At 74.1% G+C, this 16,536-nt stretch carries 12 protein-coding genes; 9 read left to right on the top strand and 3 right to left on the bottom strand.

Going from position 1 to position 16,536, the window contains the following annotated elements; all coding sequences use genetic code 11:
• Window positions 1–111 precede the first annotated feature (111 nt).
• Window positions 112–1,092, bottom strand: coding sequence for an SDR family oxidoreductase (locus ACZ43N_RS18925; protein WP_468098748.1), 981 nt, complete (start codon window positions 1,090–1,092; stop codon window positions 112–114).
• Between the two features lie 216 nt (window positions 1,093–1,308).
• On the opposite strand from ACZ43N_RS18925, the gene ACZ43N_RS18930 reads away from it, so the two are divergent.
• The 5 genes from ACZ43N_RS18930 (at window position 1,309) to ACZ43N_RS18950 (ending at window position 5,638) form a co-directional block, all read left to right on the top strand.
• A complete protein-coding gene (locus ACZ43N_RS18930; RefSeq protein ID WP_468098749.1) occupies window positions 1,309–1,722 on the top strand; it encodes an SRPBCC family protein in 414 nt (137 codons plus the stop codon).
• A gap of 161 nt (window positions 1,723–1,883) precedes the next feature.
• Window positions 1,884–2,405 (top strand): DUF1453 domain-containing protein, encoded by a 522-nt coding sequence (locus tag ACZ43N_RS18935; RefSeq protein ID WP_468098751.1) that lies wholly within the window; start codon window positions 1,884–1,886, stop codon window positions 2,403–2,405.
• Window positions 2,402–3,577, top strand: a complete 1,176-nt coding sequence (locus ACZ43N_RS18940) for a sensor histidine kinase (protein ID WP_468098752.1) — start codon at window positions 2,402–2,404, stop codon at window positions 3,575–3,577. The genes ACZ43N_RS18935 and ACZ43N_RS18940 overlap by 4 nt, the downstream gene beginning before the upstream one ends.
• Window positions 3,574–4,251 carry a response regulator transcription factor gene (locus ACZ43N_RS18945; RefSeq protein ID WP_468098753.1) on the top strand — a complete coding sequence of 226 codons (678 nt, stop codon included), beginning with the start codon at window positions 3,574–3,576 and terminating at the stop codon, window positions 4,249–4,251. The genes ACZ43N_RS18940 and ACZ43N_RS18945 overlap by 4 nt, the downstream gene beginning before the upstream one ends.
• A 262-nt stretch (window positions 4,252–4,513) precedes the next feature.
• Window positions 4,514–5,638, top strand: a complete 1,125-nt coding sequence (locus ACZ43N_RS18950) for an SGNH/GDSL hydrolase family protein (RefSeq protein ID WP_468098754.1) — start codon at window positions 4,514–4,516, stop codon at window positions 5,636–5,638.
• 29 nt (window positions 5,639–5,667) lie between these two features.
• On the opposite strand, the gene ACZ43N_RS18955 is transcribed toward ACZ43N_RS18950, so the two are convergent.
• Window positions 5,668–6,192: a hypothetical protein gene (locus tag ACZ43N_RS18955; protein ID WP_468098755.1), complete on the bottom strand. Its 525-nt coding sequence runs from the start codon at window positions 6,190–6,192 to the stop codon at window positions 5,668–5,670.
• Window positions 6,193–6,416: 224 nt separating this feature from the next.
• Here ACZ43N_RS18955 and ACZ43N_RS18960 point away from each other — a divergent pair, with 224 nt between their 5' ends.
• Complete coding sequence (locus ACZ43N_RS18960; RefSeq protein WP_468098756.1) at window positions 6,417–6,980, top strand: hemerythrin domain-containing protein; 564 nt, start codon at window positions 6,417–6,419, stop codon at window positions 6,978–6,980.
• Window positions 6,981–7,045: 65 nt separating this feature from the next.
• On the opposite strand, the gene ACZ43N_RS18965 is transcribed toward ACZ43N_RS18960, so the two are convergent.
• On the bottom strand, window positions 7,046–8,224 hold the full coding sequence (locus ACZ43N_RS18965; RefSeq protein WP_468098758.1) for an aminotransferase class V-fold PLP-dependent enzyme: 1,179 nt from the start codon (window positions 8,222–8,224) through the stop codon (window positions 7,046–7,048).
• 418 nt (window positions 8,225–8,642) lie between these two features.
• On the opposite strand from ACZ43N_RS18965, the gene ACZ43N_RS18970 reads away from it, so the two are divergent.
• Genes ACZ43N_RS18970 through ACZ43N_RS18980 form a run of 3 tightly spaced genes read left to right on the top strand, consistent with a single transcriptional unit; the run spans window position 8,643 to window position 16,527 of the window.
• A complete protein-coding gene (locus ACZ43N_RS18970; protein ID WP_468099050.1) occupies window positions 8,643–10,265 on the top strand; it encodes an acyl-CoA carboxylase subunit beta in 1,623 nt (540 codons plus the stop codon).
• Between the two features lie 53 nt (window positions 10,266–10,318).
• Window positions 10,319–12,064 carry a fatty acyl-AMP ligase gene (locus ACZ43N_RS18975; RefSeq protein ID WP_468098759.1) on the top strand — a complete coding sequence of 582 codons (1,746 nt, stop codon included), beginning with the start codon at window positions 10,319–10,321 and terminating at the stop codon, window positions 12,062–12,064.
• A complete protein-coding gene (locus ACZ43N_RS18980; protein WP_468098761.1) occupies window positions 12,061–16,527 on the top strand; it encodes a beta-ketoacyl synthase N-terminal-like domain-containing protein in 4,467 nt (1,488 codons plus the stop codon). The genes ACZ43N_RS18975 and ACZ43N_RS18980 overlap by 4 nt, the downstream gene beginning before the upstream one ends.
• The last annotated feature ends 9 nt before the right edge of the window (window positions 16,528–16,536 follow it).

Consider the following 16,536-nt stretch of genomic DNA (forward strand, 5'->3'; position numbering starts at 1 on the left):
AGGTGGGGGGGGGGGGGGGGGGGGGGGGGAGGGGGGGGGGGGGGGGGGGGGGGGGGGGGGGGGGGGGGGGGGGGGGGGGGGTTTTTCCCCCCCCCCCCCGGCCCCGCTCTGTCAGGCGCTCCGGCTGATCCGGCGTCCGGCGGCGGCCACCCCCGCTCCGACCAGTGCGACGGTGGCCGTACGGCGCATCGCGGTGCGGCGTCGGCCGCCCCAGCCGCCGTGCACCGCGCCCTCTCCGGGCGCCGGTACGTGCAGCGCGCCATGGGTGGCCGGTGCCGCCTCGTCGTGGGACAGGTGGGTCTTGTCGGTCTGCCGCGCCATCGCCCGCTCCGCAAGGGCCGGTGACCTCCGCGCCTGGCGCACCAGGGCCTTGCCGGCGGGGCCGACGACGACCTCGCGACGCGGGTGGCGGACCAGGTCGACGACGGCCTTGGCGACCTGCTCGGGACTGTGGACGGGCGGCATGGCGAGCACCTTGCGCCCGGTGAAGTTGGCCGCCTGCTCGAAGTGCGGGGTGTCGATGGTCGCCGGCATCACCGTGCACACCTCGATTCCCTTCACGCCCTCCACCCGCAGCTGCTGCCGCAGACTCGACCCGAGCCCCTGCACGGCGTGCTTCGACATGCTGTACGGGTGGCTGTACGGCTGTGCGACGGCCCCCGCGACGGACGAGATGTTGACCAGTGTCCCGTGGCCCTGCGCCCGCATCACCGGCAGCGCGGCCCGCGCCCCGTACACATAGCCCATCACGTTGACGTCGAGGACCTTTCGGAAGTCCTCCAGCGGTACGTCCTCGAAGCGGCCGAAGGCGTTGACGGCCGCGTTGTTGACCCAGACGTCGATCCGGCCGAACTCCCGTACCGCCCGGGTGGCCAGGTCCTCGACCGCCTTGACGTCCGTCGTGTCGGTCGGCACGACCAGGGTCCGGGCCCCTCGGTGCTTCTGGCATTCCTGTGCGGTCGCCGCCAGCGCCTCCTCGCGGCGCGCGGCCAGCACCACGGCGCACCCCTTCCGGGCGAAGGCCTCCGCCGTGGCCCGGCCGATCCCGCTGGACGCTCCCGTCACCACCACCACGTGGTCCCGCAGTCGCATCGCGTACCTCCTCGCGCATCGCTGCCATCGCTGTATCCGGCGCACACTCCTTTCGCGGCGCCGCCGGCGCACGGGTACCCGAAACCGTTCAGTCACCTCAGCGGTCGGCGCCCCGGCCGCACCGGCCCGGTGGCGGATTCACCGCCGGGACCGCCGGGTACCCGGCAGGCCCACGCGCGGGTCCGCTGCGCCGAGACGGGTCGGGGTGCTGCCGCCATGACCGAGTACGAACGTTCCCGCACGATGCCCGCACAGCCTGAGCACGTGTTCGACCAGGCCGCCAACCTCGACCAGCTGGACGCCTGGATGCCGGACGCCCTGCACGTGGAGGTGGCCGATCTGCCCGCCGTCACCGTGCACGAGGACCGCACCGACGAGGACACCGACGCCCTGCTGCGCGCCCAGCGCGACCAGATGCGGCTGGAGTGGGGCACACGGGGCCGGTCGAGCTACACGGGGTGGCTGCAGGTCGCCGGCATCGGCAGCGGCGCCAGCGAGGTGACGGTCCATCTGTCCTTCTTCGACGACACCCACGACCCGGGCGAACAGGCCGTGGCCGACGCGCTCGACACCAGCCTGCGCCGCTTGGAGGAGCAGGTGCGGCTGCGTGTGGACGACACGGCGGGCTGACGCCGCGGGCGCCTTCCGAAGCCTCGACGGGGAAGACACGTGTCCATCCCTGGGTGGAGAGCACACCTCCACCCCGGATCCCCCCTGCCTCCGATCCCCCTGACCTGTGCCTCTGCCAAGTTTGAAGGAGCACAGAACTTTCCCGTTCCCCGGAGGCGACCATGTCCGAGTCCGTCCACATGTCGGTGATCGTCGCGGTCCTGGTGTGGGTGGTCGCACGGCAGTTCCTGGCGCAGCGGATCGACCGGGACCAGCGGTGGTGGGTGCTGCCCGTCGTCCTGGTGGTGATCGCGGTGCGGGAACCGGGGCTGCTCGACGGACGGCATCCGGTCGCCGCCGGGACGCTGCTCGGCGCCGAAGTGGTCGTGGGGCTGCTCACGGGCCTCGGCTGGGCGGTGACCCCTCGCGTGTGGCGGGCCCCGGACGGCTCGGTGTGGGCCAAGGGCACGAAGGCCACCGGCCTGGTGTGGCTCGGCGGGATCACCGCGCGCGCCGGGCTGTACGGCGCCGGTGCGGCGGTCGGCGTGGAGCAGGGCAGCGGCACGCTGATACTCGGGCTGGCGGTGACCCTGCTGACGCGCGACGGGCTGCTCATGCGGCGGGCCCGCCTCCTGGAGCCGACGTACCGTGATGCCGACCGAGTCGTCGCGTTCCCCGTCGCCGTCCGGAAGGACCATGTGTGAGTCGTCGTCTGGCATGGACGAGCTGGCCCTCGCGGGAGGCGCTCTCCCAGGAGGGCGCCACGCGGTACGGGCGGCTGTGCTCCTGGGGTGTACGGGTCTTCTTGACCGGCCTGCTGCTGTGGCGCGGGCTTTCCGGGCACCCGCTCCTGTCCTGGCGGACGCTGTTCGACGTGGTCGCCGTGACCTGCTGCGCCCTGGGTGTGTGGGTGTTCTTCCGGCTCACCCTCGCCCGGCGGTTGCGGGCCTCGCTGCTGGCGGTCCTCGCCGCGGCAGGTCTCGCAGTGGCGGCCCGGGCCGTGGGCTTCGAGGTGCTGGCGGTCTTGGTGTGGTGCGCCGTCGCCGTCCTGGCCCTGCGACGACTGCCGTTGGCCGCCGCCGTGCCCGTCGCCGCCCTGGCCCTGGCGGGCTACACCGCGACGGCGGACGACCACTGGCCCACGGCCACCGCGACGGGGGCCGGCCTCTGTCTCCTCGGTTACGCCCTGCGCCTGGACGCCGAGGCACGTGGCAACGCCCGCCGACTCCAGGACCGCGAACGGGCCGCCCTGGAGGCCCAGGCGGAGTCGGCAGCCCTCGCCGAACGGGCCCGCATCGCCCGCGACATGCACGACGTCCTCGCCCACAGTCTCTCCGCCCAGCTGGTCCATCTGGAGGCGGCCCGGCTGCTGATCGAGCGCCACGCCGAGCGGGGGCGGATCCTCGAACGAGTCGTCGCCGCCCGCACCATGGCTCGCGAGGGCCTGGCCGAGACCCGTCAGGCGCTGTCCGCGCTGCGCGGCGAGCCGGCCCCGGTGGAGGAGTATGTGCGCGATCTGGCCGCCCTCGCCGAGGCGAGCGCCGTGCTGGAGGTCACCGGCGAACGCCGCGAGCTGTCGGGGGAGGCCGCGCAGACGGTGCGCCGGGTGGCCCAGGAGGCCCTGACCAACGTGCGCAAGCATGCGCCCGGCGCCCGAGTGCGGCTGCGGCTGGTCTACGAGGACGCTCATGTCACCCTGGAGATAAGGGACTTCGGCGCCCGGTGCGGTCCCTGGCGGGACGGCGGCGGACTGGCCCGGTCCGGCTCGGGGTACGGTCTGCCCGGGATGCGGGAGCGGGCCGAGCTGCTCGGCGGCACCCTGGAGGCAGGACCGGACGAGGAGGGCTTCGTGGTGCGGCTGCGGGTGCCGGCGTGAACGAGGGGGCGGAGGGCGGCCGTACGGCGCGGGTGGTGGTCGCCGACGACCAGACCGTGGTGCGCGAGGGCATCGTGATGATCCTGGGGCTGCTGCCCGGCATCGAGGTGGTCGGCTCGGCGGGCGACGGCGAGGAGGCCGTACGGCTCGTCGCCGAACTCGCCCCGGACGTCGTCCTGATGGATCTGCGCATGCCCCGCTGCGACGGGGTGGAGGCGACCCGCCGAATCCGCGCCGACCACCCAGGCACCGAAGTTGTCGTCCTCACCACCTACGCCGACGACGACTCCCTCTTCCCGGCGCTTCGGGCCGGAGCGCGCGGCTATCTCACCAAGGACGCCGACGGTGACGAGATCGTCCGGGCGATCCGTGCCGTGCTGAGCGGTGACGCCGGCCTCTCCCCTCCGGTCCAGCGGCGTCTTGTGGAGCATCTCTCCCGCCCGGCCGCGGCCCCGGAGACCCTCCCCGGCAACCTGACCGCCCGTGAGACCGAGGTGCTGGCGCGCATCGCCGACGGGCTCACCAACTCGGAGATCGCCCGCGCCCTCCATGTCTCCCCGGCCACGGTCAAGACGCACATCAACAACCTCTTCGCCAAGACCGGTGTGAAGGACCGGGCGCAGGCGGTGCGTTACGCGTACCAGAAGGGCCTGACGCTCCCGCCGCAGGATTAGGGGCCCGCCGTCCGGCTCCCGGCTCCCGGCGGCTTCCGGCTCCCGGCGGCTTCCGGAAGCGAACGGCTGTGACGGAGGGGGGCGCCCCCGCCCATACGGCCCGTGACGGAGATCCGGCCCCTGACGGATATAGGCCCGTGACGGATGTCGACCAGAGGGGTTGACGGGGTCGTGTGGGGCGGTCACCTTCGAAAGCGCATGACCTGGGAGCGCTCCCACACCTCCGCGCCCCTCCGTTGTCCGCGTGTCGAAGGGATGCCACATGCACACGTCTCGGCCCTTACCCCCACAGTCGCACCTCTCCCGCAGGACCGTGGTGGCGGCCGCCGCCGCGGGTCTCGTCACCGCCGTCGTCCCCTCCCCCGCGCGGGCGGCGGCCGACGCACGGGCCGTGTTCCACACCGTGGGCCGGGTGAAGGAAGCCGGCGACGGGATGGTCCAGTACAGCTGGCCCGGCGTGTACTTCGAGGCACGGTTCCGGGGCACCGGCGTCGGGATCGTCCTCGACGACACGAACAACGACTACGACGTCCGTGTCGACGGGACGACCGCCGCCACGCTGGTCACCCCGGGCCGGACCGTGTCCTGGCTCCGCGGACTGTCCGACACCGAGCACACCGTGCGGCTCGTCAAGCGCACCGAGAGCCCGTGGGCGGTGGGACGCTTCGGCGGGTTCGTGGCGGCCCCCGGAGGGGCGATCCTCGGGGCGCCCCGGGCGCGGACCCGGCAGATCGAGTTCATCGGCGACTCGTTCACCGCCGGGTACGGCAATGTGTCGCGGACGCGGGACTGTTCGGGCAACGGCGGGGTCAACCGGAACAGCAACGCCGATCTCACGTTCGGCGCGCTGACCGCGCGCAGGCTCGACGCGGACCACCAGATCAACGCGATCTCCGGGCGCGGCATGGTCCGCAACTACAACGGCGGCGACCCGGGCGTCAGCTACCGCACGTTCTACGACCGGGCCCTGCTGAACGTGGACGGCGACGTCTGGCGCAAGCCCGACAGCTGGCGCCCGCAGGTCGTGGTGATCGGTCTCGGCATCAACGACTTCTCCACGGCCCTGCGGCCGGGCGAGCGCTGGGCCACGCAGGAGGCACTGGTCGCCGACTACGAGAGCGCCTACCACGGGTTCCTCGACCGGCTGCGTGCGCGCTACGGTCGCGGCACGTTCCTGGTGGTCTCCGCCACCCGGCCGTTCGCCGACGCCACCACGAGGATCGTGCGGGAGCGCAACCGGCGGGGCGACGACCGGGTCCGCCACTGGTTCTACGGCGACGCGGCCCTGGATCTCCTCGGCTGCGACTGGCATCCGTCGCTCAACGACCACCGGGTCCTCGCGAACCTGCTCACCGAGTTCCTCGCGGGCCTTCCGCTGCGCTGGTAGCGGGCGGCCGGGCGCGTCGCGGCCGGGGTTCAGGCCGTCAGGGCCTGTCCCGGCCGCAGTGCGTCGAGGAGGCCGGAGTGGTGGAGTCCGGCCACGGGGGCGAGGAGGTCGGGGTGACGCAGCAGCGCGGCCGCCCGGCGGTCGTGCGCGTCCGGGGTGAGCAGCCGGCGGAAGGCGACGGGGGAACCGGCGGTGTGGTGGGTGCCGGCGAGGGCTGTCACCGCGGCTCCGGCGAGGACGGGGTCGGTGAGCAGGCAGGCCGCCCAGCTGGCGACGACCTCGTCCACCCAGGTCCGCCAGGCGTGCTCGTCCTCCGACGCGTGGGCCGTCTCGCAGCCGGTGATCCAGTCGAGCCGGGCCGAGCCGCCGGGCCCGGCGACGCCCACGAGTCCGGCGTCCATCGGCGTCGGGTAGCGCAGCCATGCGGCCACGGTCACGGCCTGCCGGGCCTGCGCCTCGCAGAGGGCGGAGTCGAGCGCGCCGCCGCCCGCCGGGTAGGCGCGTGTCAGCCACTGGGCGGTCGCCGCGATGAGAGGGGAGAGATCTGCGTGCACTGGGCCATCCGTGGGTACTGGGGAGCGCGCACCGAAGAACGTAGCCGGGGACCGTCGGGACGGAAATGGCGCAGACCACGGAACGGACGTGTCCTCGGCCACAGAGGCCGGCCGACCTGACCACCAAGGGATCAATGCATCGAAAGCGGACACGAAGGGGGTTCACTGGCCCCCCTCGTACCCGTGCGGCGCAGACGGCCGGGACAGGCGGAAAGGAGCGAGTCATGGGACACGGCGGAAACGTCGTCGAGGAACTCAAGACCGACCATCGCGAGGTGGAGGAGCTCTTCGGCAAGATCGAGCAGCTGCCCTCGGGTCATTCCAAGCGCAAGGAGTACGCGGACCAGGTCATCATCGAACTGGTCCGTCACTCGGTCGCCGAGGAGGCGTACCTCTACCCGGCGGTCCGTGAGCACGTGGCCGACGGGGACGCGATCGCCGACCGCGAGCTGGAGGACCACGCCGGGGCCGAGCGCATCATGAAGGACCTGGAGCGGTGCGAGGCCGACGACCCCGAGTTCGACCGGCTGATCAGCCAGCTGATGACGGAGATCCGGAGCCATGTGCGGGACGAGGAGAGCAACCTCTTCCCCCGGATGACCCAGTCGTGTCCGGCGGAGATGCTGGACCAGCTGGGCGACAAGGTGCGGACGGCCAAGAAGACGGCGCCGACGCGACCGCACCCGTCCGCGCCGGACAAGCCCCCCGCCAACAAGATGCTGGCGCCGGGCATGGGTTTCGTCGACCGTCTGCGCGACGCGATGACCGGCCGCGGCAAGGAGTCCTGAGACACCGGACGGGGGTGGCTCCAGGAAAGGGCCCGGGGCGGCGTCGGCCGCTCCGGGCCCTGGTGTCACCCGCCGGAGGCGATGTCGGCCACCGCCTCGACCGCCAGGTCGAGTTCGGCCTCGGTGTTGTAGTAGTGCGGGGAGAGCCGGACCAGGGGATGGACGCCCCGGTGTTCGGTGTCGAACGGGGTGTGCTCGGGGACGGTGTAGGTGACGTTGATGCCGCGTCGGGCGAGAGCGGCGGCGACGTCCGCGGCGGGCACGCCGTCGACCTTGGCGGTCACGATGGCGCAGCGGTGCGCGCCGAGGTCGTGGGTGGTGACGCCGGGCAGGGCGTCGAGGCGGTCGCGCAGATACGCGCCGAGGGCGAAGGCCCGTTCGCCGATCCGGTCCAGTCCCAGGTCGAGGGCCTGGCGTACGGCGGTGTCGAGGCCCAGCACATTGGCGTAGCCGGTCTCCCAGCTCTCGAAGCGCCGGGCGCCGGGCTGCCAGATGAAGCCCCGCTCGCCGTCCCAGGTGGCGGCCTGGATCTCGATGACGTGCGGGTCCAGGTACTCCAGTGCCTCGGGCCGCACCCACAGGAAGCCGGTGCCGCGTGGGCCGCGCAGGAACTTGCGGCCGGTGGCGGTGAGCAGGTCGCAGCCGATCTCGGTGACGTCGACCGGGAACTGCCCCACGGACTGGGTGGCGTCGAGCAGGAACGGCACCCCGGCGGCGCGGGTGATCCGGCCGATCTCGGCGGCGGGGTTGACCAGCCCGCCGCTGGTCGGCACATGGGTGACGCCGACCAGCCTGGTCCGCTCGTCGATCAGCGCGGCGAGGGCGGCCGTGTCGAGCCGGCCGTGTTCGTCGTCGGGGACGACCACGACCTCCGCGCCGGTGCGGCGGGCGACCTGGAGGTAGGCGAGGACGTTGCTGCCGTACTCGTCGCGGCCGGTGAGGATGCGGTCGCCGGGTTTGAAGGTGAGGGAGTAGAAGGCGGCGTTCCAGGCGTGGGTGGAGTTGTCGAAGAGGGCGACCTCCTCGGGCCGCCCTCCCAGCAGTCGGGCGATATGGGTGGAGGTGGCGTCGATCCGTTCCCTTTCCCGTGCCGCGGCCTCGTAGCCGCCGATGGCCGCTTCCAGTTCGAGGTGGGAGGTGATGGCCGTCAGGGTCTGCCGGGAGAGCAGGCCGGCTCCGGCGTTGTTGAGGTGGATCCGGTGGGCGGTGCCCGGGGTCTCCCGGCGCAGTGCGTCGACATCCATGGGCCCATCCTTCCCGGCCCTCGGCGCTCGGTGAACTGTGCGCGCCCCGACTGGTCCACGTTCCGAGTGACGGAGATGCCGGTGTCGGTGGGCGTCTGGCCGTGGATGTCGGTGACGCGGATGCCGGAGCGTGCAGCCGGGAGCGTGCACGAGGTCGGTTCAGCTCGATGGGGTGCTGATCGGCTGCCCGGCCTGCGGTGCTCTGGGCCGTCCGGGTCAGCGCGATCGCGCGACCGACTGCAGGGTGATGTCGGCCGGGGCCGCATTCTCACCTGTCGAAGACCCGTCGTTGTCACCACGGGACTAACGCCGGGCCCACAGGACTCAACTCCCGCAAATGAACCCACGATTCCAGGGGTCTTCCGCCGTCGCGCTGCCATATTCGAAAGCCACTTCGGAGGTGGCTGTGACACTTGAGGTGACGACATCCCGGACGAGGCGGCCGGCGGAACGGACGCCGACCCGCGTGCCGGAACCCGCCGCCGGTCCGGTCGGTGCCCCCGCCGTCGAGCGGACCCCGGACCGCACCGCCGACCGCGTCGGCGACCTGGCGGAGCGCCGGGCGCTGGCGGTGGCTCCCCACAGTCCCAGGAGACGCGGTGAGTACGGCGCCCGGGAGCGGATCGATCTGCTGCTGGACGCGGGCTCGTTCACCGAGACCGGGTTGTTCGTGCGGGCCCGGCCCACCGGCGACGGCGCCCACCGCCCCTACGGCGACGGGGTGGTCACCGGGCACGGCACGATCGACGGCCGCCCGGTCTGTGTGTTCGCCCAGGACGCCACTGTCTTCGGCGGCAGCATGGGCGAGGCGTTCGGGGAGAAGACCCTTGCCCTGATGGACCTCGCACTGAAGACGGGCTGCCCCGTCATCGGGCTCAACGACGGAGGCGGCGCCCGCATCCAGGAGGGCGTCACCTCGCTCGCCCTCTACGCCGAACTGGTCCGCCGCAACGTACGGGCGTCCGGGGTGATCCCGCAGATCTCGGTCGTCCTCGGGCCGTGCGCCGGCGGGGCCGCCTACTCCCCCGCGATCACCGACTTCACCGTGATGGTGGACGGCGCCTCGCACATGTTCGTCACCGGGCCCGACGTCATCGAGACCGTCACCGGCGAACGCACCAGCGCCGAGGAACTGGGCGGCGCCCGCACCAGCAACACCGTCAACGGCAACGCCCACTTCCTCGCCGCCGACGAGGTGGACGCCCTCGACACCGTACGGGACCTGCTGTCGTACCTGCCCGCCAACAACCTGGAGCCGCCCCCGCGGTACACGCCGGGGACCGTGCCGGACGGGGCGGTTCTGGACACGGTGGTGCCGGACCGGCTCGGGCAGGCCTACGACATGCGGGACGTGCTGCGCGCGGTCGTCGACGACGGTGAACTCCTGGAGGTGCAGGAGCTGTTCGCGCCGAACATCATCTGCGCCCTCGCGCTCGTCGAGGGCGCCTCCGTCGGGGTCGTCGCCAACCAGCCGCTGCACGCCGCCGGGGTCCTCGACATCGACGCCTCCGAGAAGGCGGCGCGCTTCGTACGGTTCTGCGACGCGTTCGGCATCCCGCTGCTGACCTTCGCCGATGTGCCCGGCTATCTCTCCGGCGTCCGCCAGGAGCAGGCGGGCATCATCCGCCGGGGTGCCAAACTGCTGTACGCGTACGCCGAGGCGACCGTACCGAAGGTCACGGTGGTGGTGCGCAAGGCGTACGGCGGCGGTTACGCCGTGATGGGCTCCAAGCACCTCGGCGCCGACATCAACCTGGCCTGGCCCACCGCGCGCATCGCCGTCATGGGCGCCGAGGGCGCGGTGGGCGTCCTGCACCGCCGTGAACTCGCCGCGGCGGCCGACCCCGAGGCGCTGCGCGCCCGGCTGGTCGCCGCGTACGAGATCACGCACGGCACGCCGTACCTCGCCGCCGAGCGGGGGTACGTCGACGCGGTCATCGCCCCCCGCGACACCCGCTCCCATGTGTGCCGCGCCCTGCGCGTCCTCGGCGGCAAACGCGCCCCGATGCCCCAACGCCGCCACGGCAACATCCCCCTGTGACCGGCCCGTCCGCCCCCGCAAGCCCCGTCCCGCGACGTGAGGAGCCATGCCCGATGGACAGCCGACGTCCCCCGTTCGCACCCCCGTCCCGGAGTCTGCCGGAGTATGTGGGGCACTGGGCCACGACCACTCCCGACCGTCGGGCGCTCACGTTCGTCGACCATCCGGCCCCGCACTCGCGGGGCGTCCACCGCACGCTGACCTGGCGGCGGCTGGATCTGCGGGTGCGGGCCGTGGCCGCCCGGCTCGCCGAGGAGACCGCGCCCGGGGAGCGCGTCGCGGTGCTGTGCCCGCAGGGGACGGACTATGTCACCGCGTTCCTCGGGGCGCTCACCGCCGGGCTGGTCGCCGTACCGCTGTATCCGCCCGGGCTGCCCGGCCACGGCGACCGGCTGGCGGCCGTGCTGGCCGACGCGGGCCCGGCCGTGGTCGTCACCACGGGCCCCCTGCGGGAGCAGGTACGGGAGTTCTGCGCCGACCCCTCCGTGCGGATCGTCACCGCCGACGAGGTGCCCGACGCCGCCGCCGACGGGTGGCGGCCCGAGCCGCCGGACGCCACGGCGGTCGCCTACCTCCAGTACACCTCCGGCTCGACCCGGACCCCGGCCGGCGTGGAGATCACCCACGCCAACGTCGTCGCCAACGCCCGTCAGGCGCTCACCGCCTACGGGGCCGACACCCGCCCGGTGACCTGTGTGGGCTGGCTGCCGCTGTACCACGACATGGGGCTCGTGCTGAGCGTCGCGGCGCCGGTGGTGCGGGGGCTGCTGTCGGTGCTGATGGACCCGGTGGCGTTCCTGCACGAGCCCGTGCGCTGGCTGCGGCTGCTCGCCGCGCATCCGCGAGCGCTGAGCGCGGCGCCCAACTTCGCCTACGACTACTGCGCGTCAGCCGTCACCGAGACCCAGAAGGCGGGGCTGCGGCTGGGCGAGGTGGCCGCGCTGATCAACGGCAGCGAGCCGGTGCGGCCCGGTACGGCCGCCCGCTTCCACGCCGCCTTCGCCGCACAGGGGCTCCCGGCCGGGACGCACTGCCCGTCGTACGGGCTGGCCGAGGCGACCGTCTTCGTCAGCGCGGCCCGGCCCGGTGAATCGCTGCGCAGGTACGCGCTCGACCGTGACGCCCTCGCCACCGGCAAGGCACTGCCCGCCCGGCCCGACGATCCGAGGGCGGTGCTGCTGGCCGGCTGCGGCGCCCCGGCGGGCCAGCGGGTCCGGATCGCCGACCCGGTGTCCCGCGCCGCACTGGCGGAGGGGGAGGTCGGCGAGATCTGGGTGCAGGGCCCCAACGTGGGGCGGGGCTACCGGAATCAGGAGCGGCAGACCCGGCGGGTCTTCGGTGCCGCGTTCGCCGACCCCGACGACGGTCCGGGCGACTGGCTGCGCACCGGCGATCTGGGCACGGTCCTGGACGGGCAGTTGATCGTCACCGGCCGGCTGAAGGACCTCATCGTCGTCGACGGCCGCAACCACTACCCGCAGGACGTGGAGGCCACGGCCCAGGACGCGCACCCGGCGCTGCGGCGCGACCGGCTCGCCGCCTTCGGGGTCCCCGGCGGTGCGGGCGAGCGGGTGGTGGTCGTCGCGGAGCATGTCCGTACCACGACCCTGGCCGACCTCGACGTCCCGGCCGTGGCCCGTGCCGTGCGCGCCGCGGTCTCCGCCCGGCACGGGCTGCGCCTCGCCGACGTCGTCCTCGTCCCGCCGGGCGCCGTGCCCCGCACGTCCAGCGGCAAGGTGTCACGGGCGCTCACCCGCGAGCGGTATGTGGCGGGTGACTGGACGGAGGTCTCCCCGTGAGGGCCGTCCGGAACGTCGAGGAGGGGGAGTTGCGGCGGCTGGTCGCCGAGCGGGTGGCCGCCTGGAGCGGTGGGGCCGTGGCGGACGTGCCGATGGACCGGCCGCTCGCCGATCTCGGTATGTCCTCGCGGGACGCGGTGGTGCTCGCCGGGGACCTGTCGAGGGCGACGGGCCGGGACCTGCCGGTCACGCTGGTCTGGGAGGCCTCGACCGGTGACGCCCTGGTGGCCCGGCTGTGCGGTACGGCGCCGGAGCCGGCCCCGCGGGTCGCGCGGGCCCCCGTCGTGGCCGCGCCGGGCGAGCCGATCGCGGTCGTCGGCGTGGGCTGCCGGCTGCCGGGCGGCGTGCACGGGCCGGGCGACTACTGGCGGCTGCTGACCGAGGGCGTCGACGCGATCCGCCGCGTCCCGGAGGACCGGTGGCGTGACTTCACCGCGTTCCCGCCCGCCGACGCCCAGCCGTACGGCGGTTTCCTAGACGACATCGCCGGGTTCGACGCGGACTTCTTCAGGATCACCCCGCGCGAGGCGGCGGTCATGGACCCGCAGCAGCGTCTCCTCCTGGAGGTCGTCCGGGAGACCCTCGACCATGCCGCCGTCCCCGCCGCGTCGCTCGCGGGCACCGCCACCGGGGTCTTCGTCGGGATCTCCGCGCCCGAGTACGGGCAGCTCACCGGCGCCGACCCGGCGGCCGTCGACCCGTGGGCGCCGGCGGGTGGGGCGCTGAGCGTCGCGGCGGGCCGGCTGGCCTATGTCCTGGACACCCGTGGGCCCAGCATGGCCGTCGACACGGCCTGTTCGTCGTCGCTGGTCGCCGTGCACCACGCGTGTGTCAGTCTGCGCACGGGCGAGAGCGACACGGCGATCGCCGCCGGCGTCAATCTGCTGCTCTCCCCCACCGTGACCGTCGCCTTCCGCCGGGCGGGCGCCCTGGCGCCGGACGGGCGCTGCAAGCCGTTCTCGGCGGCGGCCGACGGCATCGGACGCGGCGAGGGATGCGCGGCCGTGCTGCTGAAACGGCTGTCCGACGCCGAACGGGACGGCGACCGCGTCCTCGCCGTCATCCGCGCCACCGCGGTCAACTCCGACGGCCGCTCCAACGGCCTGCTGGCACCCAACCCGGCCGCCCAGCAGGACCTGCTGGCCACCGCCTACGCGCGCGCCGGCCTCACCCCGTCGCACATCGACCACGTCGAGGCGCACGGCACCGGCACCCCGCTCGGCGACCCGATCGAGGCGGACGCGCTCGCCGCGGTGCTCGGCGCGGGCCGCGACCCCGACCAGCCGCTGCTCCTCGGCTCCGTCAAGGGCAACCTCGGGCATCTGGAGTCGGCCGCCGGGATCGCCGGCCTGGTGAAGACCGTACTCGCCCTGCACCACGACCTCGTTCCGCCGTCACTGCACTGTCTCGCCGAGGGCAGCTCCCTCGACGACGTACGGCTGCGGGTCGTCACCGAGCCCGAGCCGTGGCCCCGGTACGGCGGTACGGCCACCGCGGGGGTCTCCGGGTTCGGGTTCGGCGGCACCAACGCCCATGCCGTTCTTCAGGAGTGGCGGCCCGGCGCGCTGCTGCCGCCCCCGGCCGACGAGCCGACGGCACGCCTGCACGTCCTCTCCGACGTCGACGCCGTACGCGTCCGGGACACGGCGGCCCGGCTCGCCGACTGGCTGGGGACGCCCGAGGGCGGCGCCGTGCACCTGGCGGACGTGGCCCGCACGCTCGCCGGGCGCACCGGCCGGGGGCCCGTACGCGCCGCGATCGTCGCCCGTGACCGTGACGAACTGGCCGACGGGTTGCGGGCGTTGGGGCGGGGCCTGACCCACCCCCGGGTCGTGACGGGTGACCGTGACCTCGTCGGGCGGGGGCCGGTGTGGGTCTTCTCCGGGTACGGCGGTCAGTGGGCCGGGATGGGGCGTCGACTGCTGGCCGAGGAGCCCGCCTTCGCGACCGCCGTGGAGAAACTGGACGGGCAACTCGCCCCGGAGTGCGGTCTGTCACTCCTCGAACACCTCGCCTCGGACGGTCCGCTCGATCGTCTGGAGATCGCCCAGCCGGTGCTGTTCGGCTTCCAGCTGGCGCTCGCCGAGCTGTGGCGCGCGTACGGCGTCGAGCCCGCCGCCGTCATCGGTCACTCCCTGGGCGAGGTGGCCGCCGCGGTGTGCGCGGGGGCGCTGGACGTGTCGGAGGCCGCCCGGGTGGTCGCCGTACGGGCCCGGCTGCTCAGCGGGCTGCGCGGCGGCGGCATGGCGGTCGTCGACCTCGCCGACGACGAACTCGACGCGCTGGAGCGGCACTTCCCGGGCGTCCATGTCGCCGTGCACTCCTCGCCCACCCAGAAGGTCGTCACCGGCGAGGAGGCGGCGGTGACCCGGCTCGTCCGCCGCCTGGAGCGCGAAGGGCGTGCCGTGCGGGCCATGCGGGTGACCGGCGCCGGGCACTCGCCCCAAGTCGAGCCGTTGCTACCCGAGTTGACGGCATCCCTGGCCGACATCCGGGGCGGACGACCCCGCGTCCCCGTCTACTCCACCGTTCTGGACGACCCTCGGGGCGACTGCCTCTTCGACGCCGCGCACTGGGCGGCGAACCTGCGGCGACCGGTACGGCTGGACCGCGCCGTCGCCTCTGCGTCCGCCGACGGCCACGCGGCCTTCGTCGAGATCTCGCCCCATCCGGTCCTCACCGGAGCCCTCACCGACACCGCGCCAGGCGCGCTCGCCGTCGGCTCACTGCGCCGCGACGCCGACGGTTCCGCCGGGTTCCTCACCCAGCTGGCCGGTTTGCACACCGCCGGACTGCGCCTGCCGCTGCCGCCGGGCCGGGTCGCCGACCTGCCGGGACCACGCTGGCGGCATGTACGGCACTGGTGGACGGACGGGCGGGGCGGGAGCGGCGCGGCCCGGCCGACCGGGGGGACGGTCGCGGTCGCCTCCCCGACCGAAGGCAGGGGACCTGCGGCGGGCGCGGTCGACGACCGCGTGACAGGGGCGGACCTGACCGGTGCCGACGGGGGTCGCGGCGTGGGGGTGGGTGCGGCGGACCTCGGGAGCCCGGTGGGGGTGCGCGGCGCGCAGGAAGTGCGGGGCGCGGATGAGGCGGGCGGCCCGGTGGCGGTGCGCGGCAATGAGGGCGCCTCGGTCGCCGCTCGGCTGTGCCATCACATCGCCGTCGTGACGGGGCACCCGCAGGCCCGGGTCACACCGGCCACCCGCTTCGCAGAACTCGGCCTCGACTCCCTCATGGCCGTCCGCATACGCGCCGGCCTGCAACGCGACTTCGGGAGGGAACTGCCCCTGCGGGACCTGCTGGGCGCCGCGACGGTCGAGGAGACGGCGGTACGCATCCAGCAGGCCCTGGCCGAACCCGGACCGGCGACGGAACCGGCCCTCGCGGGGGCACCGACGACTCCGCCACCGACCGTGCAGGCGCCGCACCCGGCCGCACTGGACGCTCCGCACCCGCCCGTAGTACCGGCGGCTCCCCAGCCGGCCCTACAGCCCGCCGTACCGGCGTCCCAGTCGGCCCCGCCGACGACATCGCAGCCCGCCATACCGATGTCGCCGGTCGATCCGATGGCGGCCGGTCAACCGCGCCGGGCCGCGTCGGCCGACCACGGCCTCCTCTCCCCCACCCGGCGAACAGCCGCCGCGGGCCTCCCGATCCGGACCCTCCACGGCACCGGCTCCCGACCGCCGTTCTTCCTCGTCCACGCCGCCGGTGGCACCACCGATGTCTACCGGTCGCTCGTCGAACGGCTCGGCACGGCGCGGCCGGTGTACGGGCTGGAGCGGGTGGAGGAGGCGCGGACGGTGGCCGAGAAGGCGCGCCGGTACGTCGAGGCCGTGGCAGCGGTGCATCCCGAGGGACCCTGTCTGCTGGGTGGTTGGTCGTTCGGCGGCTTCGTCGCCCAGGAGGCCGCCCGGCAGCTGACGGCCGCCGGCCGGGACGTCGGGCTGGTCGCGCTCATCGACTCCGTGCGCCCCCTCCCCCAGCCGCCCGGACACACCCCGGCCGACCGGATCCGCGCCCACTTCACCGGGTTCGCCCGCCATGTCGCCGAGACGTACGGGGTGCGACTGGGGCTGCCCTACGACGAGTTGGCGGCGACGGACGACGACGGCGAGCGTGTCGACACCGTGCTGCGGGCGCTGCGCGAGGCCGCCGAGGTGCCGCCCGCCGCCCTGGAGCACCAGCGCGCCTCCTACCTCGATCTGCGGATCGGCGAGGCCCACCGGCCGGGCCGCCACGACGGGCGGGTGGTGCTGTACCGGGCCGCCGAGCCCGCCCCCCACACCGTGCGCGACCCGGCGTACGAGCGGGACGACGAGGCGCTCGGCTGGGACGAGGTGTGCCCGCGTCTGACGGTCGTCCGCGTCGCCGGCCATCACCTGTCGCTGCTGGACCCGCCGTACGTCGACGAGATCGCCGCCCATCTGCGGCGCGAGCTCGCCGAGGAGACCCGCTGAACCCGAACG

The organism is Streptomyces sp. NPDC030814 (assembly GCF_055572155.1).

What these genes read in the sequence shown, in the direction of transcription:
- ACZ43N_RS18960 (WP_468098756.1), top strand. Translation starts at nt 6,417, where the DNA reads ATGGGACACGGCGGAAACGTCGTCGAGGAACTCAAGACCGACCATCGC.
- ACZ43N_RS18935 (WP_468098751.1), top strand. Translation starts at nt 1,884, where the DNA reads ATGTCCGAGTCCGTCCACATGTCGGTGATCGTCGCGGTCCTGGTGTGG.
- ACZ43N_RS18925 (WP_468098748.1), bottom strand. Translation starts at nt 1,092, where the DNA reads ATGCGACTGCGGGACCACGTGGTGGTGGTGACGGGAGCGTCCAGCGGG.
- ACZ43N_RS18975 (WP_468098759.1), top strand. Translation starts at nt 10,319, where the DNA reads ATGGACAGCCGACGTCCCCCGTTCGCACCCCCGTCCCGGAGTCTGCCG.
- ACZ43N_RS18950 (WP_468098754.1), top strand. Translation starts at nt 4,514, where the DNA reads ATGCACACGTCTCGGCCCTTACCCCCACAGTCGCACCTCTCCCGCAGG.
- ACZ43N_RS18965 (WP_468098758.1), bottom strand. Translation starts at nt 8,224, where the DNA reads ATGGATGTCGACGCACTGCGCCGGGAGACCCCGGGCACCGCCCACCGG.
- ACZ43N_RS18930 (WP_468098749.1), top strand. Translation starts at nt 1,309, where the DNA reads ATGACCGAGTACGAACGTTCCCGCACGATGCCCGCACAGCCTGAGCAC.